14 protein-coding genes and 1 pseudogene are annotated in these 17,689 nt (G+C 59.9%); 8 read left to right on the top strand and 7 right to left on the bottom strand.

Features of this window, described 5'->3' with window-relative positions; genetic code table 11:
• Positions 1 to 20: 20 nt before the first annotated feature.
• A pseudogene (locus MF6394_RS35140) lies at positions 21 to 1,052 on the bottom strand (HAMP domain-containing protein); the annotation flags it as partial.
• 205 nt (positions 1,053 to 1,257) lie between these two features.
• Here MF6394_RS35140 and MF6394_RS06340 point away from each other — a divergent pair.
• A complete protein-coding gene (locus tag MF6394_RS06340) occupies positions 1,258 to 2,736 on the top strand; it encodes a helicase HerA-like domain-containing protein (protein ID WP_047711675.1) in 1,479 nt (492 codons plus the stop codon).
• Between the two features lie 4 nt (positions 2,737 to 2,740).
• On the opposite strand, the gene MF6394_RS06335 is transcribed toward MF6394_RS06340, so the two are convergent.
• Positions 2,741 to 3,196 (bottom strand): DUF721 domain-containing protein, encoded by a 456-nt coding sequence (locus tag MF6394_RS06335; RefSeq protein ID WP_003193887.1) that lies wholly within the window; start codon positions 3,194 to 3,196, stop codon positions 2,741 to 2,743.
• Positions 3,197 to 3,502: 306 nt separating this feature from the next.
• On the opposite strand from MF6394_RS06335, the gene secA reads away from it, so the two are divergent.
• The 3 genes from secA (at position 3,503) to MF6394_RS06320 (ending at position 8,668) form a co-directional block, all read left to right on the top strand.
• Complete coding sequence (gene secA / locus MF6394_RS06330; RefSeq protein ID WP_003193886.1) at positions 3,503 to 6,238, top strand: preprotein translocase subunit SecA; 2,736 nt, start codon at positions 3,503 to 3,505, stop codon at positions 6,236 to 6,238.
• 124 nt (positions 6,239 to 6,362) lie between these two features.
• Entirely contained in the window at positions 6,363 to 7,580 is a 1,218-nt protein-coding gene (argJ, locus tag MF6394_RS06325; RefSeq protein WP_032895495.1) for a bifunctional glutamate N-acetyltransferase/amino-acid acetyltransferase ArgJ, read from the top strand.
• A 143-nt stretch (positions 7,581 to 7,723) separates the two neighbouring features.
• A complete protein-coding gene (locus tag MF6394_RS06320) occupies positions 7,724 to 8,668 on the top strand; it encodes a Nudix family hydrolase (protein ID WP_047711674.1) in 945 nt (314 codons plus the stop codon).
• A gap of 126 nt (positions 8,669 to 8,794) precedes the next feature.
• Here MF6394_RS06320 and MF6394_RS06315 read toward each other — a convergent pair whose 3' ends face one another.
• From MF6394_RS06315 to MF6394_RS06305, 3 genes are read right to left on the bottom strand one after another with little or no spacing between them, the layout of a single operon-like run.
• Entirely contained in the window at positions 8,795 to 9,373 is a 579-nt protein-coding gene (locus MF6394_RS06315; protein WP_078466344.1) for a cob(I)yrinic acid a,c-diamide adenosyltransferase, read from the bottom strand.
• A 2-nt stretch (positions 9,374 to 9,375) separates the two neighbouring features.
• Entirely contained in the window at positions 9,376 to 11,412 is a 2,037-nt protein-coding gene (locus MF6394_RS06310; protein ID WP_078466343.1) for a sensor histidine kinase, read from the bottom strand.
• A 46-nt stretch (positions 11,413 to 11,458) separates the two neighbouring features.
• A complete protein-coding gene (locus MF6394_RS06305; protein WP_069558292.1) occupies positions 11,459 to 12,376 on the bottom strand; it encodes a putative 2-dehydropantoate 2-reductase in 918 nt (305 codons plus the stop codon).
• A 123-nt stretch (positions 12,377 to 12,499) separates the two neighbouring features.
• On the opposite strand from MF6394_RS06305, the gene MF6394_RS06300 reads away from it, so the two are divergent.
• A complete protein-coding gene (locus tag MF6394_RS06300) occupies positions 12,500 to 12,985 on the top strand; it encodes a YajQ family cyclic di-GMP-binding protein (RefSeq protein ID WP_003193880.1) in 486 nt (161 codons plus the stop codon).
• Between the two features lie 136 nt (positions 12,986 to 13,121).
• On the top strand, positions 13,122 to 13,964 hold the full coding sequence (locus MF6394_RS06295; protein WP_032895503.1) for a mechanosensitive ion channel family protein: 843 nt from the start codon (positions 13,122 to 13,124) through the stop codon (positions 13,962 to 13,964).
• 181 nt (positions 13,965 to 14,145) lie between these two features.
• Here the strand turns inward: MF6394_RS06295 and MF6394_RS06290 are convergent, their stop codons facing one another.
• Complete coding sequence (locus MF6394_RS06290; protein ID WP_047711672.1) at positions 14,146 to 15,444, bottom strand: OprD family porin; 1,299 nt, start codon at positions 15,442 to 15,444, stop codon at positions 14,146 to 14,148.
• A 740-nt stretch (positions 15,445 to 16,184) separates the two neighbouring features.
• On the opposite strand from MF6394_RS06290, the gene MF6394_RS06285 reads away from it, so the two are divergent.
• Entirely contained in the window at positions 16,185 to 16,610 is a 426-nt protein-coding gene (locus tag MF6394_RS06285; protein ID WP_078466342.1) for an HIT domain-containing protein, read from the top strand.
• Between the two features lie 3 nt (positions 16,611 to 16,613).
• Entirely contained in the window at positions 16,614 to 16,820 is a 207-nt protein-coding gene (locus MF6394_RS06280) for a SlyX family protein (RefSeq protein WP_003193876.1), read from the top strand.
• Positions 16,821 to 16,892: 72 nt separating this feature from the next.
• On the opposite strand, the gene MF6394_RS34925 is transcribed toward MF6394_RS06280, so the two are convergent.
• The gene (locus MF6394_RS34925; protein ID WP_003193875.1) at positions 16,893 to 17,495 is read right to left on the bottom strand and encodes a cold-shock protein; all 603 of its coding nucleotides are present in this window, start codon (positions 17,493 to 17,495) and stop codon (positions 16,893 to 16,895) included.
• Positions 17,496 to 17,689: the final 194 nt, after the last annotated feature.

The raw sequence follows: 17,689 nt of genomic DNA, 5'->3' as shown, positions 1-17,689 counted from the left end.
ATCGAGGTATGAATGCGCTCCACGAAGCGGTTGAACGCATTGCCCAGGGTGCCGAACTCATCATTGTTCTGGATGGTCAGGCGGCGGGTCAGGTCGCCTTCACCGTCGGCAATGTCCTGCATGGCGCGGGTCATCAGGTGCAGAGGTTGCAGCAAGACGCGGATGAGCATGCCGAGCAGGGCGATGATGATCACCACCGCGATGATCGTGGCGATCACCGCCGAGGTGCGAAACTCACTGAGCATGGCGAAAGACTTGTCTTTATCCACCGAAACGCCCAGGTACCAGTTCACCGAGGGCAGGCCCTTGATCGGTGTGAACGTCACGATATTGGTCTTGCCATTGGCTTGCACTTCGCTGAAGTCGCCGCTGATCTTCGGCGTGTCTTTTGGATACACATCCGCCAGGGTTTTCATCACCAGGGCTTTATCGGGGTGCACCAGCACCTTGCCGTCAGCGCTGACCAGGAACGCATAGCCCATGCCGCCAAAATCCAGCGCGCCGATGTTATCCACCAGGGTCTGCAGGCTCAGGTCGCCGCCGACCACGCCGATGCTCTGGCCACCCTTGGCGCTGGGCGTGGCGACAGAAATGATCAGTTGCCCGGTCGCCGCGTCGATATAGGGTTCGGTCAGGGTCGAGCCATTACTGGCCTGGGCGCCTTTGTACCAGGGGCGAACACGCGGGTCGAAGCCGTCGGGCATCTTGGTGTCAGGGCGGATGGTGAATGTGCCCTGGCTGTCACCGACGTAGGTGGCCATGAATGACGAGGTCAGCGCTTTCTGCTCCAGCAGGCTGGCGACCACGCTTTTTTCAGGGTTGATGGCGATGTTCTGTGCGGCGTTTTCCACCAGGGCGATACGCCCGGTGAGCCAGGTCTGGATGTTGCTGGCGGTGACGTCGCCCATCTCATGCAGGTAGTTATTGAGGTCGTCACGAATCGCGTTGCGCTGCAGGTAGTCGTTGTAGAGGGTAAACAACGCAAAGGCGGCGATGACGATAAGGGAGGCTGCAAGCAGGATCTTGTGGCTGAAGCGCAGATTTTTGTTCATGGCTTGAAGGGTCCGCTAAGGTCTTAATATCCGAGGCGCATCCTATGCGGGAGGCGCAAAATGGCAGCGTCAAAAAAGGTGTGGTATTTCTGGTGATAGCTCCGTTGGTCCGTATCGGAATTATCTGACCGTTTTTTAGTCTTTGTCGGGCTTACATCTGTCTATATCGACCTCGCGGCACTAAAGATTAACCATAGGTGACGAAATGCCTGACTCCACACAACTGCTTATCGGTGCTGGCCTTGACGGCCAGCCCATCGCCCAGTCCATGCGCCTGGCCAACCGTCATGGGTTGATCGCTGGCGCCACGGGCACGGGCAAGACCGTCACCTTGCAGCGCCTGGCAGAAGCCTTCAGTGATGCGGGCGTGGCGGTGTTCGCTGCCGACATCAAGGGCGATCTCTGCGGCCTGGGCGCCGCCGCCAACCCCCAGGGCAAAGTGGCCGAGCGTATTGCCGGCATGCCCTTCCTTAATTACACCGCCCAGGCGTACCCGGTCACCCTGTGGGATATCCACGGCCAATCCGGTCACCCACTGCGCACCACCATCAGTGAAATGGGCCCGCTGTTGCTCGGCAGCCTGTTGGAACTCACCGACAGCCAGCAATCGGCGCTCTATGCGGCGTTCAAGGTGGCCGACCGCGAAGGCCTGTTGCTGCTGGACCTCAAGGACCTCAAGGCACTGCTCAATCACCTGCGCTATCACCCGGAACTGCTGGGCGAAGACGCCGCCTTGATGACCACCGGTTCCAGCCAGGCCTTGTTGCGGCGCCTGGCAGTGCTGGAGCAGCAGGGCGCCGAAGCCTTGTTTGGCGAGCCGGCCCTGCAACTCGAAGATATTTTGCAGCCCGCCAGCGATGGGCGTGGGCGCATCCACCTGCTGGACGCCAGCCGCTTGGTGCATGAAGCGCCGAAGGTCTACGCGACCTTCCTGCTGTGGCTGCTGGCAGAGTTGTTCGAACAATTGCCGGAACGCGGCGATGCCGACAAACCGTTGTTGGCATTGTTTTTCGATGAGGCGCACTTGTTGTTCGCCGATACACCAAAGGCCTTGCAGGAACGCCTGGAGCAGGTGGTGCGCCTGATTCGTTCCAAAGGCGTCGGCGTGTATTTCGTCACCCAATCGCCGGGCGACTTGCCGGATACGGTACTGGCGCAACTGGGCCTGCGCATCCAGCACGGTTTGCGTGCGTTCACCGCCAAAGAACAGAAGTCCCTGCGGGCGGTGGCGGATGGTTTTCGTCCCAACCCGACGTTCGATACCTTGTCAGTGCTCACAGAGTTGGGCACCGGTGAGGCATTGGTGGGAACCTTGCAGGAAAAGGGCACGCCGGAAGTCGTCCAGCGCGTACTGGTTGCTCCCCCGCAATCGCGGATCGGGCCGCTCACCGAAGCTGAACGCAAAGCGTTGATCGCCAGTTCGCCGCTGTTGGGGCGCTATGACAAGCCGGTGGATCGTGAGTCTGCCTATGAAGTGCTGATGGCCCGCAAGGAACTTGGGCCTGCCGAGCAGGCCGCGCCGGCCGCCGAAGAGCCGAGCTTCACCGACAAGGCCGGTGCCTTCCTGGGCACCACGGCGGGCAAGGCGTTGAAATCAGCCATGCAGCAGGCCGCCAATCAGATGGGGCGCCAGTTGGTGCGGGGGCTGCTCGGTTCGTTATTGGGCGGCAGCAAACGTAAGTAGCGTTTCAGGCTTTGGGCCGGGCATGGGCGGCCAGCCGTTCCAGGGCGGCGCGCAAGCCCGGGTCGTTGATCCCTTCGGCGGTGGCCTGAAGGGTTTCAGCGGCCGTTTCCGACAGGTCCAGGGTATGCCCCACTGCGCCTTGCGGCACGGTGGGCGGCTGCACCTTGAACTGAATGCGCGTCAAACCGGCGAACTCTTCAAACACCATCAACTGGCGCTGCAAGCGTTTTTGCTGATAACGCAAGCGGGTGGCCCAATGACCATCGGTGACAATCAATAACAGATTGCCTTCACGCCAGGACGCCACATGACAGTGCTCACGTGCGGCCGGTTGCAGCTGGCTTTCAAGCAGGCGTTGCAAATGGCCCAGGCGCTTGGCATGGCCAAAGATGGCTTTCAACGGCTTGGCTTCGCGAAGCAACACGCCGGGAGCGCGGGCTGTGAGAGGGCGAAATGCCATGTTTAGACACCTTAGGTAACAGAGCGGCTATCTTAGCAGAAAGCGCCTGCACACCCCGAGGCTCTGCGTCGGCTGGGCTTTGCCCATGAAATCAATAAGTAACTTCTGCACTCCATGGGTTGAAGTTCGCGCAAAAGCCCTTATTTTAAACAAGCCCTCTCACAGCGCCGTGCCTGCCTCGGGGAACAACGCCACTTTCCTCACCCACGATTCCGGGTAGAATGCGCGTTCGCAATGCGGCCGTGAGGGCTGCTCGGGCCACTCACGGTGCGCCCTCCATCCCTATGTGTGGAAGAACCTGCCGATATGTTTGCGCCTTTGTTAAAGAAACTTTTTGGAAGCAAGAATGAGCGCGAAGTCAAACGCATGCTCAAGACGGTGCAGCTGGTCAATGCCTTCGAAGAGCAGATGGTTGCTCTGTCGGACGAGCAATTGCGCGCCAAGACCCAAGAGTTCAAGGCCCGCATAGCCAAAGGTGAAACCCTCGATAAGCTGCTGCCCGAAGCCTTCGCGGTCGCCCGTGAAGCCGGTAAGCGCGTCATGGGCATGCGCCACTTCGACGTCCAGTTGATCGGCGGCATGACCTTGCATGAAGGCATGATTGCCGAAATGCGCACCGGTGAAGGCAAGACCCTGGTGGCAACCCTGGGCGTCTACCTCAACGCACTGTCCGGCAAGGGCGTGCACGTTGTGACGGTGAACGACTACCTGGCTCGCCGGGACGCCAACTGGATGCGCCCGCTGTATGAATTCCTCGGCCTGACCGTCGGCGTGGTAACGCCGTTCCAGCCGCCGGAAGAGAAGCGCGCTGCGTACGCCTGCGACATCACCTACGGCACCAACAACGAATTCGGTTTCGACTACCTGCGCGACAACATGGCGTTCAGCATGGATGAAAAATTCCAGCGTGAACTCAACTTTGCCGTGATCGACGAAGTCGACTCCATCCTCATCGACGAAGCCCGTACTCCGCTGATCATCTCCGGCCAGGCCGAAGACAGCTCGCGCCTGTACACCGAGATCAACAAGTTGATCCCGCGCCTGGAGCAGCACATCGAGGAAGTGGAAGGCGTGGTGACCAAAGAAGGTCATTTCACCATCGACGAGAAGACCCGCCAGGTCGAACTCAACGAAGCCGGTCACCAGTTTGTCGAAGAGATGCTCACCCAGATCGGCGAGCTGGCCGAAGGTGAAAGCCTGTACTCGGCACACAACCTGGGCCTGTTGACCCACGTGTATGCCGGCCTGCGCGCCCACAAGCTGTTCCATCGCAACGTCGAATACATCGTGCAGGAAGGCCAGGTGGTTCTGGTCGACGAGCACACCGGTCGTACCATGCCCGGTCGTCGCCTGTCCGAAGGCCTGCACCAGGCCATCGAAGCCAAGGAACACCTCAACATCCAGGCCGAAAGCCAGACGTTGGCGTCCACCACCTTCCAGAACTACTTCCGTCTGTACAACAAGCTGTCCGGCATGACCGGTACGGCCGACACCGAAGCGTTCGAATTCCACCAGATCTACAACCTGGCCGTGATGGTCATCCCGCCGAACAAGCCGTTGGCGCGTAAAGACTACAACGACCTGGTGTTCCTGACCGCCGAAGAGAAATACGCGGCGATTATCAATGACATCAAGGACGGCATGGCCAAGGGCCGCCCGATCCTGGTGGGTACCGCCACCATCGAGACTTCCGAGCACGTGTCCAACCTGCTCAACAAGGAAGGTATCGAGCACAAGGTACTGAACGCCAAGTTCCACGAAAAAGAAGCCGAGATCATCGCCCAGGCCGGTCGCCCAGGCGCACTGACCATCGCCACCAACATGGCCGGTCGTGGTACCGACATCCTGTTGGGCGGCAACTGGGAAGTGGAAGTGGCTTCGCTCGACAATCCGACGCCTGAGCAGATCGCCCAGATCAAGGCCGACTGGCAGAAGCGCCACCAGGCCGTGCTGGAATCCGGTGGCTTGCAGGTGATCGCGTCCGAGCGTCACGAATCGCGTCGTATCGACAACCAGCTGCGTGGCCGTGCCGGTCGCCAGGGTGACGCCGGTTCCAGCCGTTTCTACCTGTCGCTGGAAGACAGCCTGATGCGTATCTTCGCGTCGGACCGGGTGAAGAACTTCATGAAAGCCCTGGGCATGCAGTCCGGTGAAGCGATCGAGCACCGCATGGTGACCAACGCCATTGAGAAGGCCCAGCGCAAAGTAGAAGGCCGTAACTTCGACATTCGTAAGCAACTGCTCGAGTTCGACGACGTCAACAACGAACAGCGTAAAGTGATCTATCACATGCGTAACACGTTGCTGGCCGCCGACAACATTGGCGAAACCATCGCTGATTTCCGTCAGGACGTGCTCAACGCCACTGTCAGCGCCCATATCCCGCCACAATCGCTGCCTGAGCAGTGGGATGTTGCCGGCCTGGAAGCGGCATTGAAGAGCGACTTCGGTGTGGACTTGCCGGTTCAGCAATGGCTGGACGAAGACGACCACCTGTACGAAGAAACCCTGCGCGAAAAACTGATGGCCGAGCTGCTGGCGGCGTACAACGAGAAAGAAGAGCAAGCGAGTGCCGAAGCACTGCGCACCTTCGAGAAACAGATCGTATTGCGCGTGCTGGATGACCTGTGGAAAGACCACCTGTCGACCATGGACCACCTGCGCCACGGTATCCACCTGCGTGGCTACGCCCAGAAGAACCCGAAGCAGGAGTACAAGCGCGAGTCGTTCACGCTGTTCTCTGAACTGCTGGATTCGATCAAGCGCGACTCGATCCGCGTGCTGTCCCACGTTCAGGTGCGTCGCGAAGACCCGATCGAGGAAGAAGCACGCCTGCGTCAGGAAGCCGAGGCCCTGGCGGCGCGCATGCAGTTCCAGCACGACGAAGCGCCGGGCCTGGACGAGCCTGAGGCCTTGGGTGAAGAGGTCGATGTGGCCTTGGCCCAGACGCCGGTTCGCAATGATCAGAAGCTGGGTCGCAACGAGCTGTGCTACTGCGGTTCGGGCAAGAAATTCAAACACTGCCACGGCCAGATCGAATAAGATTTTCGCCTGACGCTGCAACACCCCGCGCCGCGACCGGCCTTTGCCGTCGCGGCGTTTTGCCATTAATTCCCACCGTCGATAGCGACGGCACAGACATCACCTATTTTTAAGGAGCGCATTCATGGCTGTTGGTCTTGGTCCTTTGCCCACGTTGCACCCAGTTGCCGGTTTTGAACTCGGTATCGCTTCGGCCGGCATCAAGCGCCCGGGGCGCAAGGATGTGGTGGTGATGCGTTGTGCTGAAGGCTCGACCGTGGCGGGTGTGTTCACCCTCAACGCCTTCTGCGCCGCACCGGTGATTCTGGCCAAGCAGCGCGTGGCCGGGTCGATTCGCTACCTGCTGACCAACACCGGCAATGCCAACGCCGGCACCGGCGAGCCGGGCCTGGTCGCGGCGGCGCGCACCTGCGCCAAGCTGGCCCAGCTGACCGGCGTCGATGCCAGCCAGGTGCTGCCGTACTCCACCGGTGTGATCGGTGAACCGCTGCCGGTGGAAAAAATCGAAGGCGCCCTGCAAGCCGCGCTCGATGACCTGTCTGTGGATAACTGGGCGGCTGCCGCTACCGGCATCATGACCACCGACACCTTGCCAAAAGGCGCGAGCCGCCAGTTCGTGCATGACGGCGTGACCATTACTGTTACCGGTATCAGCAAAGGCGCAGGCATGATCCGCCCGAACATGGCCACCATGCTCGGCTATATCGCCACCGACGCCAAAGTCTCCCGCGATGTGCTGCAACGCCTGATGCTGGACGGCGCCAACAAGTCGTTCAACCGCATCACCATCGACGGTGATACCTCCACCAACGACTGCTGCATGCTGATCGCCACCGGCCAGGCCAACCTGCCGGAAATCACTTCCACCGAAGGCCCGTTGTTCGCGGCGTTGAAACAGGCGGTGTTTGAAGTGTGCATGGACGTGGCCCAGGCCATCGTGCGTGACGGCGAGGGCGCGACCAAGTTCGTCACGGTTGAAGTCAACGGCGGCGGCAACCATCAGGAATGCCTGGATGTGGGCTACACCGTGGCGCACTCGCCGCTGATCAAGACCGCGCTGTTTGCATCGGACCCGAACTGGGGGCGTATCCTGGCTGCCGTTGGCCGTGCCGGCGTGCCGGACCTGGACGTGAGCAAGATCGACGTGTTCCTGGGCGATGTGTGCATCGCCAGCCGTGGCGCCCGCGCCGAAACCTACACCGAAGCCCAAGGCTCGGCGGTGATGCAGCAGGAAGAAATCACCATCCGTATCGAGCTGGGTCGCGGCGAGTGCAGCGAAACCATCTGGACCACCGACCTGTCCCACGAGTACGTGAAGATCAACGCGGAATACCGTACCTGAAAATGACCCTCCCCCTGTAGGAGCGAGCTTGCTCGCGAAAAACTCAAGGCCACCGCGTTTATCCAGGATGCACGCGTGATCGTTGACGTTCTTCGCGAGCAAGCTCGCTCCTACAAAGGGCTACGACGAGAGGAAGCAGTGGCGTGAAACGAGTGCATGTAGCAGCAGCGGTGATCCGCGGTGTCGATGGCAGGATCCTGCTGGCGCGCCGTGCCGATACTCAGCATCAAGGCGGCCTCTGGGAGTTTCCCGGCGGCAAGGTGGAGGCCGATGAGTCGGTTGCCACGGCCTTGTCCCGTGAATTGCAGGAAGAGCTGGGCATCCAGGTCACCACGGCGCGGCCGCTGATCAAGGTGCAACATGACTACCCGGACAAACAGGTATTGCTGGATGTGTGGGAAGTCTCGGCCTTTACCGGCGAGCCCCATGGCGCCGAAGGGCAGCCGTTGGCGTGGGTGGCACCGCGTGACCTGGTCAACTATGAATTTCCGGCGGCGAATGCGCCGATTGTCGCTGCGGCACGCTTGCCCGCCGAGTACCTGATCACCCCTGGCGAGCTCGAAACCCCGACGCTGTTGCGCGGTATCCAGAAGGCTATCGCCGGTGGCATCAAGCTGGTTCAACTGCGTGCGCCCAACGGCTATGACCCCAAATACCGCGACTTGGCAGTAGATGCGGTGGGCCTGTGTGCCGGCAAGGCGCAACTGATGCTCAAGGGGCCGTTCGAGTGGCTGGGGGATTTCCCCGCTGCCGGCTGGCACATGACCTCGGCGCAGTTGCGCAAATACGCGAGCAAGGGCCGCCCGCTGCCCAAAGACCGTTGGCTGGCCGCCTCGTGCCATAACGCTGAAGAGCTGGCGCTGGCAGAAATGATGGACGTGGATTTTGTCACCTTGTCGCCGGTGCAGCCGACCCAGACTCATCCGGATGCCCAGCCGTTGGGTTGGGAGCAGGCGCAGCAGTTGATCGCTGGGTTCAGCAAGCCGGTGTTTCTGTTGGGCGGGGTTGGGCCGGCGCAGCGGGAGCAGGCGTGGGAGGCTGGTGCGCAAGGTGTGGCAGGTATTCGAGCGTTCTGGCCGCAGGTGTGATGGTGCTCTGACTGACCTCTTCGCGAGCGAGCCCGCTCCCACATTTGACCGAGTTCTACCATTGGAATGCGATCAAATGTGGGAGCGGGCTTGCTCGCGAAAGCGCCCGATCAAACACCGCAATGCTCAGTGTGGCTTGGCCGCTGCCTGCCACAACACTTCCGCAATACCTTGGCGCTTGGCAATCACCCTGGCCGCCACAAACAGCAAATCCGACAACCGATTGATATACGCCAGCCCCACACCCTCCAATGGCTCCACCGCATTCAGGTGCTGACAGCGGCGTTCGGCGCTGCGCGCCAGGCTGCGGCACACATGGGCCTGGGCGATCAAGGCTGAGCCGCCGGGCAGAATGAAGTTCTCCAGCGGTCCAACCTCTTCATTCCAACGATCAATCGCTGCTTCCAGTCGATCCACTTCCGCCGCATTCAGCGCCTTGTACACCGGCATGGCCAGTTCACCGCCCAAGTCAAACAGACGGTGCTGGCAAGGGGTGAGCACTTCAATCACATCCTTCAACCCCGGGTGCTTGCCGCTTTGTTCTTCAAGGTTGGCCAGCAGCAGGCCGAGTTGGCTGTTCAGCGTATCCACCTCGCCAATTGCTTCCACGCGTGGATGGTCCTTGGGCACGCGGCGGCCGTCGCCGAGGCCGGTCTCGCCTTTGTCGCCGGTACGGGTGTAGATCTTCGACAGGCGAAAGCCCATGGTCAGTGCTCCAGTTGGGTAAGTTCAGTGGGGGGCAATTGGCTGCCGGCCAAGGGCAGGCGCAAGGTAAAGCAGGTGCCCTGGCCCAGGGTGGAATGCACTTCCATCTGGCCCTTGTGGTTGTTGGTGATGATAAAATACGACACGGACAGGCCTAGCCCGGTGCCCTGGCCGATTTCCTTGGTGGTAAAGAACGGTTCGAACGTGCGTTTGCGCACGTTTTCGCTCATGCCGATGCCGTTGTCTTCCACCTGGATTTCCGCCCACGGCGGGTTGAGGCGGGTGCGCAGGATGATGCGCCCCGGCTCGCTGTCGTCCTCGCGCAGGTGAATCGCCTGGGCAGCGTTTTTCAGCAAGTTGAGCAGCACTTGCTCCAGCTCGTTGGCGGTGCCGGGCACCGGGCCCAGTTGCGGATCGAACTGGCGGATGATCGCCTGGCCCTTGAAATCGAAACCGATGGTCAGGTCAAAGTCGTTACCGGCGATGTCCACGGCCTGGTCGATCAGCGCTGGCAAATCACAGGGCGCCATCTGGCGATTGCTGCGGCGGCTGAAGCTGAGCATGTGGGTAACGATTTTCGCGGCACGCGCCCCGGCCTGCTGAATGCCGTCGAGCAGTTGCGGGACTTCGCGGCCTTGCAGGTATCGGTTGACCGTCTCCAGCTCGATGCCCACCTGTTCGGCAAGTTCAAGGTTCTTGGGCAGCTCGGGGGACAGGCGCCGCCGAATGTTCTGCACGTTATGCAGGATCGCGCCCAACGGGTTGTTGATCTCATGGGCCATACCTGCGGCCAGGCCGCCCACGGAGAGCATTTTTTCCGATTGCACCATCATTTCTTCCAGGGACAGGCGCTGGGTGATGTCGTCGATTCGGATCACCACACCGCGCCCGGCGCCGCCCATCAAGGGGTAGAACGTCAGCGCGTAATGCTTGGGCTCGTCGTCCTTGATCCAGGTGACCCGCTCGATCCGTTCCACGGTGTGTTGCTCCACGGTGGCCTTGATCTGTGGCAGGTACGGCTTGAGCGGCTGGAAGGCCAGGAACACCGGCTGGTTCAAGGCTTCGTCCAGGCGCGTGCCGGAGAGGGCGGTGGCTTCCTGGTTCCACTGGGTGACGTAAAGTTGTTCGTCCAGGGCGATCAGCGCCGAGGGCATCGAGTCGATGATGCTGTTCAGGTAGTTCTGGAAACCCGTGAGCTTTTTCTCGATCTTGCTGCGCACCTGGACTTCCAGTTCCAGCTTGCGGTTGGTATGCCGGGTTTCTTCGGCCAAACCCTGGGCCTGGTCAAAGGCGGCCTGGGAGTCGTCGCGCGCGCGTTTAAGTTGCTGCTCACGGGCTTCGATACGCGACAGCATGGTGTTGAACGCTTCGGCCAGGCTGCCGATTTCGTCACGGTTGCCACGCCCGGCGCGTAACGCGTAGTTTTCCTCGCGGGTCACCTGGCGGGACAGTTCTTCAAGTTCATGAATCGGCCGTGTGATCAGGCGTTTGATCTGCCGGGCGATGACCAGCCACAGCAATACACTGAAAATCAGGATACCCAGGCTCGCGGTAAGCGTGCCGGTATAGAACGCCACCGGCAGCTCACTGCTGGCCACCAGCAACAAATGCCCTGAAGGCTGGTTGCCGCGGGGCAGGGTGATGACCTGGTTGCTGCGAAATTCAGTGAGGCGCCACGCTTCGATATGGCGGTAGTGGTCCGGCAGGTGCAGGCGGTCGCCGTGCTGCATCTGCGCCAGGCGGTTGCCTTCGCCGTCGTACAGCGCGGCGGCGCGCAACGGTGAATAGCTGGTCAGCTCATTGAGCAGCGCCTCGGCCTTGGTCGGAGACTCAAGGGCCTCGGCGGCGAGCGCGGGGTTGGACACCAGTCGACCGATGGACTGCAAGGCCTGGGGGGCCATGCTTTCCTGGGAGATCCAGTAGGCGGCGCTGATAAACGTCAGGTTGGCCACCAGCAATACGGTGGTCAACAACACCAGCAGGGCTGCCAGCAGTTTCTGCCCTACTGGTAGATTTTCAAGACGCTGGCGCAGTGGCATCAGGGTTTTCCCAGGTGATAGACAGGTAGGCAGGGTAGCGCGTGCCTCAGTCGCTGGCCAATCCGCGTGCGCGCAAATGCTCGACCAGGCGCGCTTGCAACTGTTGCAGGTGCGGCAACACCAATTGATGGCGGGCGGCCGCCTGGCAGGCGTAGCCCAACAGGTAGCTGATCTCGGTACGCCGTGCGTTGGCCACGTCCTGGTACATGGACGAGTAATTGGTCGCCGTGGCCTGGATCACCCGCTGTACTTCGCTGTGCAGGTCCTGTGCGGCGGCGGGTTGGCCGCAGCATTCGAGCAGCTCGGCCAGTTCCGCGCACAAGGTCGCCACTTCACACGCGTGGGCTTGCAAGCCGCCGTTGCGGCATTCGTAAAGCACGGTCAGGGGATTGATGGCGCAATTGAGCGCCAGCTTGCGCCACAGGCGCGTGAGAATATCGCTGGCCCAATCGTGGGGAATGCCGGCTGCTTGCAGGTCGTCCAGCCACAGCGGTGGCGTGGGGTGGCTCGCATCCCCCAGCCAGGTGAAACCATGGCCGGCAAATACCACTCGCCAGTCGCCTTCGCGAAAGGCGCCTTCGGTACTGGAGGCATAGATGCAGCGGGCCGACGGTACTTGTGCAGCCACTGCGTCCTGGCTGCCGAGGCCGTTTTGCAGCAGGATCAGTTCGGCGTCGGGCGCCAGTCGAGGTTGCAGCTGGGCAATGGCGCTTTGGGCGTCGTAGGCTTTGCACGCCACCAGCAAGCGATGAATCGGCTCTGGGCTGTCAGGCGTTTCACCGACTACCGGGTAAGTCTGTTCTACACCCTGCTCGAACAGGGTCAGCCCCTGGCCGGCTCGATAGTCGGCCAGGCGCGCCTCATTGCGCAGGATCAGCCTGACGGGCACGCCCGCGCGCGCCAGCCGTGCGGCCCAGAGGGTGCCCAGGCTGCCGGCGCCAAGAATATGCCAGGGGGTCGACATCAGTGTGTACTCCATAAGCTCGCCAGCGGTGAACGGCGCGAAAGAACCGCTATAATGCCCCGGCATTTTAGCTCGGGCGCGCTCCATCTCTACTGAGCCCGCCCCTTATATTGGAGAAATCACATGCCTTCGTTCGACGTGGTATCTGAACTGGACAAACACGAAGTCACCAACGCCGTCGAGAACGCCGTCAAGGAACTGGACCGTCGCTACGACTTGAAAGGCAAGGGCAGCTTCGAATTCAAGGAAAAGGAACTGACCGTCAACCTGACCGCTGAAGCCGATTTCCAGCTGGAAGCGATGATCGAGATCCTCAAGCTGGCCCTGGTCAAGCGCAAGATCGACGTGCAATGCCTGGAAGTCAAGGATGCCTACGCTTCCGGCAAGCTGATGAAGCAGGAAGCCGTGCTCAAGGAAGGCATCGACAAAGAGCTGGCCAAGAAGATCGTGGCGCACATCAAGGACGCCAAGCTCAAAGTCCAGGCCGCCATCCAGGGCGAGCAGGTTCGCGTTACCGGCAAGAAGCGTGACGACCTGCAAGAGGCCATCGCGGCCCTGCGCGCCAAGACGTTTGATATGCCGCTGCAGTTCAATAACTTCCGCGACTGATGGCACTTTGGGGAACCTGTGGGCACTTTTGACGTCCCACGCCCCAGCATCATTGCCTACAATTGAGCCCTTCGGGGCTCAATTGCGTTTTCAGGCAGTCAGTCGAGCCTTATCGCCGCACAACAGGAGAAAGTAGATGGATTTGAACGCTGAAATGGATCACCTGATCAAGACCTCCCAGTCTTGGATCCCCATGATCATGGAATACGGCAGCCGCGTATTGCTGGCGTTGGTCACCCTGGCCATCGGCTGGTGGCTGATCAATGTCTTGACGCAACGCGTGGGCCGCCTGCTGGCCATGCGTAACGCGGACATGGCGTTGCAACACTTCATCACCAGCCTTGCCAACATCGCGCTCAAAGTCATGCTGGTGGTCAACGTGGCCTCGATGATCGGTGTGGCCACCACCTCGTTCGTGGCGGCGATCGGTGCCGCTACCCTGGCTATCGGCCTGGCCTTGCAAGGCAGCCTGGCGAACTTTGCCGGCGGCGTGCTGATCCTGTTGTTCCGCCCGTTCCGCATCGGTGACTGGATCGAAGCCCAGGGCACCTCGGGTACCGTCGACAGCATCCAGATCTTCCACACCGTATTGCGCACCGGCGACAACAAGACGGTGATCATTCCCAACGGCAGCCTGTCCAACGGCCTTATCACCAACACCAACCGCCAGCCGACCCGCAAGGTCGTGTTTGATGTGGGTGTGGACTATGAGGCGGACCTGCAGAAGGCCCGTGAAGTATTGCTGGCTCTGGCCGAAGACCCGCGCGTACTGAAGGACCCTGCCGCCGTGGCGGTGGTGTCGACCTTGGGCGACAGTTCCATCACCGTCTCCCTGCGTTGCTGGACCAACACCCCGGATTATTGGGACGTGGTGTTTATGCTCAATGAACTGGCGCGTGACCGTTTGAAAGCGGCCGGGATTGATATTCCGTTTCCACAACGGGTTATTCGGGTGATGCAGGAAAGTGCGCCGAAATAACTTGGCGTGATGCTATCGAACTTGGCCGATAGGTCAGCTTTGATAAACTAGTTACTTAGCTTGCTAGTTGTTTTGTTGATTGAAATAAAACTGCAATAAAAAAGCCGCTCCCTGTTGAACACAGGAGCGGCTTTTTATTTAAGGCCTAAGCCTCAAGTCATCGTTGTAATTGAACCAGCAATTACAAGATGTTCAGCGGGTAGTTAGCGATCAGACGCAGTTCATCGATCGACGGCGAGCCGTAGTACACGCCATCACCGGAACGGTAAGTCGCTTGACGCAGACGCAGGCTCAGGTTTTTCGCCGGGCCGCTCTGGATCACGTACTTGGCTTCGATGTCGCGTTCCCACTCTTTGCCGTTGCTGGTGGTGCCCGTGTTGGCGCCGCTACCGGTGACATAACGGGTCATGAAGCTCAGGCCCGGAATGCCGAAGGTTGCCATGTTGATGTCATAACGCGCCTGGTAGGACTTTTCGCCTTCGGCGTTGAAGTCGGAACGGGCGATGGAGTTGGCCAGGAACACCGTGCCGCCGCCGTCTACGCCGTAACCGTAGTCGCCGTCACCGGTGACTTTCTGGGCTGCCAGGGTGAAGGTGTGAGCGCCGATGGTGTACGCGCCCTGCAAGCTGAAGGCACGGTTGTCGAGCTTGGTCACGCCGTCTTTCTCTGCACGTTGCAGGCCGGCGCCGTCGCTCTTGGTGTCGTAGATGTTGAAGTCCAGGGCAAACGATTGGTCATCGCTCAGGGCGTGGGTCCAGTTCAGGTTGCTGTAGTACTTGCGGAAGTAATCTTCGGTTTTCGCGTAGTACAGGCTGCCGGTGAATTCCGGAGTGAAGGCATACACGCCGCCGACAAAGTCGGTTTTGGTCAGGCCCAGGCTGTCATGGTAGGTCTGGTTCTGCGCGACGCTGGAAGTGAAGTGACCGCCTTCAAGCTTTAGACCCTTGATCTCGTTGCTGGTGATCGAGATACCTTGTGGCAGCTCTGGCAGCAAGCGGCTGTCGTCGGAGGCAAACACTGGAGCTGTGGTGTATTGGTCACCCACCTTCAGCACAGTGTTGGAGATGCGGAACTTGACCGCGCCGCCGCCTTTGGAATAGTCATCTTGCGAGCGACCGTCGGAACCAGTAGGGAACAGGCCGGTGCCGGCGCGGCCCTTGCCGCTGTCGAGCTTGAGGCCCATCAGGCCGATCACGTCCACACCGACACCAATGGTGCCCTGGGTGAAGCCCGATTCGTACAGGGCATTGAAGCCCAGGCCGGTTTCTTCAGCACGGCTCTTACGCTTGCCGTTGACGGTGCTGTAACCGCCGCCTGGCTCATTACGGAAGTCACGGCTGAAGTACAGCGCGCGAGTATTGATGCTGAACGTACTGTCTTCAACAAAGCCCTTGGAATCGTCCTGGGCGGACGCCATTGCGAACTGCGAGGTGCCTGCTGAAACAGCCAGGGCGATCATGCTCCACTTCATCACGCGCATCGTGATTTGCTCCTTTGGTTTTAGGAAGAGTACTGCCGTCCCACCTGTATTTTTATCTGGGCGGCTCTTTCTTTTTGTGTCGGCGCAAAGTTAGCTCACGCAGACCCTATTGACGATACTTACTCAACTATCCTTTCAGCTTCTTTACGAGGCTGTCGTAAATCGCTAGATCCATGTCGCAAATTCACAGCCTGAAATGTATCCAGGCTGACAACTTCAATGCTGTTTTCAGACTTCTTTCAAAGTTTGAACACATCCCTGATACACATTGAAACGCCACTATTTTTATCGCGAAACACCTGTGTCCAAACGGGTGCCGTTGCCGACGATAGAGGGGTGAATGCAACAAGCGTGCTCAAACCGCCGACCGAATGTCATTTTTTCGTGAAAAGTGTGATGAACCTGTAAAAACCGCATAAGCACGGGGGTTTTACGCCATTTGGGTTGGGCTTGACGCCAGGGTGTTACCCAGGTTCGGTGGCACCTGAATCCTTTACCTGGGTAAAACGTTACCGGTTGACCCTTATCGGTGGGTAATCGGCGGATCCCTTTGAGGCACAGATGGGTCATTTTGGTGCATCCCGTTGAGGCCCGGCCCAGCGTTGCTCCTCTGGGTTACTGCCTCTAAAGGGTGCATTTTTTTGCCCGACTGCCTCAAGGCCGCCAGCATTGCCCGTGAAGCCTTGGGCATTCGAAGGTATGCTGGGCACCTGTTACCGACCTGCCGAACGGAGTGCCACGTGTTCGCCTTAGATCAACGCCTGCAACAAGATACCTTGGCCATTGGGGACTTCCCGCTCTGTCGCCTGCTGCTGTCCAATGACGCGAATTACCCCTGGTTCATCCTGGTGCCACGCGTTAACGGTATCAGCGAAGTGTTTCAACTGGATGTCGCAGATCAACAAATCTTGTGGCAAGAAACGACGGCCTTGGCGCAGTTGCTCAACGAGGGCTTGGCGGCCGACAAGATGAACATCGGCGCGCTGGGTAACGTGGTCAGCCAGTTGCATGTGCATGTGATTGTGCGCAAGCGCGACGACGCCGCCTGGCCAGCCCCCGTGTGGGGCAAGCATCCAGCCCAGCCCTACACCGAAGAGCAGGTGGCCGCGATTCTCAGCCGATTGCGCGAGCTATTACCTGCCGACTTCATCTTTACCCAGGACTGAACCATGGACCTGCAAGAACGCGTTACCGACCTGGAAAGCCGCCTGGCCTTCCAGGACGACACCATTGAAACCCTCAACGACATCCTGGTTGCCCAGCAGCGGGCCGTCGAACGCCTGCAATTGCAGATGACTGCACTGCTCAAGCGCCAGGAAGAAATGGGCGGGCAGTTCGAGTCATCCGAAGAAGAAGCGCCGCCGCCCCACTATTGAATGTGCACGCAATAAAAAACCGCGACCCAGCCAAGGCTGGATCGCGGTTTTTTTTGCTGCGAAGGCTAGGAATCAGCGACGCGGCAGGGCAGCGATGACGTCTTCGGCTTGCAGGCCCTTGTCACGGTTCATCACCGAGAACTCCACGCGCTGGCCTTCGACCAGGACGCGATGGCCTTCGCCACGAATGGCTCGGAAGTGGACGAAGATATCGTCGCCCGAATCGCGGGAAATGAAGCCAAAGCCCTTGGAGGTGTTGAACCACTTGACGGTCCCGGTATCCCGGTTGGTCATGTCATAGTTTTGCGACGCGGCCGCTGGAGACGAGCGGTAGAAGCTGATGGCCAGGTGAAGAACGATGGCGACCACAGCAATCACCAGGCTGAGCAGGATGGCCGGATGGCCCCCGACTTCAGGCATGGGCGCCAGGAGGGTGAGGGTTTGTACGACAACAGTCAGCACCAGCAGCGCACTGACCAGGTTTTGCAGTTGATGACGCGTGCCTTTGTTCCAGTAAGGGATTACCGGTGCGAGCGTCAGGTTAAGAAGGCCGAACAAGGCCAGGTACAGGGCGTCGTGTTGTTCCAGATAGGGCAGGCTTTCAGGCTGCAGGCTCGGAATAAAGGACAGCAGCAACGCTGCAACGCCCGTTAGCAGGTGGACGATTTTCAACATTTTGGTTAACTCACGTTAAGACGGATCACAAGGAAGAGCTGACTGGCACGGTTCGCTTCTGAACAATGGGAGGCGTTGAGCACGTGCGCGGGTATCAGCCTATGTGACGTGCCGCAGGAATAAACGGCAGCCACACCGCGTCTATTTAACAGCAAAGGCTGTGCCTACTCAAATCAAGCATTTCGGGGTGTTGC

It is taken from the genome of Pseudomonas sp. MF6394 (assembly GCF_002018845.1).
Taxonomy (GTDB): domain Bacteria; phylum Pseudomonadota; class Gammaproteobacteria; order Pseudomonadales; family Pseudomonadaceae; genus Aquipseudomonas; species Aquipseudomonas lactis.
The sequence above is the reverse complement of the archived record's forward strand: the minus strand, read 5'-3'. Positions and strand labels throughout refer to the sequence as shown.

Excerpts from the sequence above, each read along its gene's own strand:
- MF6394_RS06300 (WP_003193880.1), top strand. The coding sequence starts at position 12,500 with ATGCCTTCGTTCGACGTGGTATCTGAACTGGACAAACACGAAGTCACC.
- MF6394_RS06295 (WP_032895503.1), top strand. The coding sequence starts at position 13,122 with ATGGATTTGAACGCTGAAATGGATCACCTGATCAAGACCTCCCAGTCT.
- MF6394_RS06335 (WP_003193887.1), bottom strand. The coding sequence starts at position 3,196 with ATGGCATTTCGCCCTCTCACAGCCCGCGCTCCCGGCGTGTTGCTTCGC.
- MF6394_RS06310 (WP_078466343.1), bottom strand. The coding sequence starts at position 11,412 with ATGCCACTGCGCCAGCGTCTTGAAAATCTACCAGTAGGGCAGAAACTG.
- MF6394_RS34925 (WP_003193875.1), bottom strand. The coding sequence starts at position 17,495 with ATGTTGAAAATCGTCCACCTGCTAACGGGCGTTGCAGCGTTGCTGCTG.
- argJ (WP_032895495.1), top strand. The coding sequence starts at position 6,363 with ATGGCTGTTGGTCTTGGTCCTTTGCCCACGTTGCACCCAGTTGCCGGT.
- MF6394_RS06290 (WP_047711672.1), bottom strand. The coding sequence starts at position 15,444 with ATGCGCGTGATGAAGTGGAGCATGATCGCCCTGGCTGTTTCAGCAGGC.
- MF6394_RS06340 (WP_047711675.1), top strand. The coding sequence starts at position 1,258 with ATGCCTGACTCCACACAACTGCTTATCGGTGCTGGCCTTGACGGCCAG.
- MF6394_RS06305 (WP_069558292.1), bottom strand. The coding sequence starts at position 12,376 with ATGTCGACCCCCTGGCATATTCTTGGCGCCGGCAGCCTGGGCACCCTC.
- MF6394_RS06315 (WP_078466344.1), bottom strand. The coding sequence starts at position 9,373 with ATGGGCTTTCGCCTGTCGAAGATCTACACCCGTACCGGCGACAAAGGC.
- secA (WP_003193886.1), top strand. The coding sequence starts at position 3,503 with ATGTTTGCGCCTTTGTTAAAGAAACTTTTTGGAAGCAAGAATGAGCGC.
- MF6394_RS06280 (WP_003193876.1), top strand. The coding sequence starts at position 16,614 with ATGGACCTGCAAGAACGCGTTACCGACCTGGAAAGCCGCCTGGCCTTC.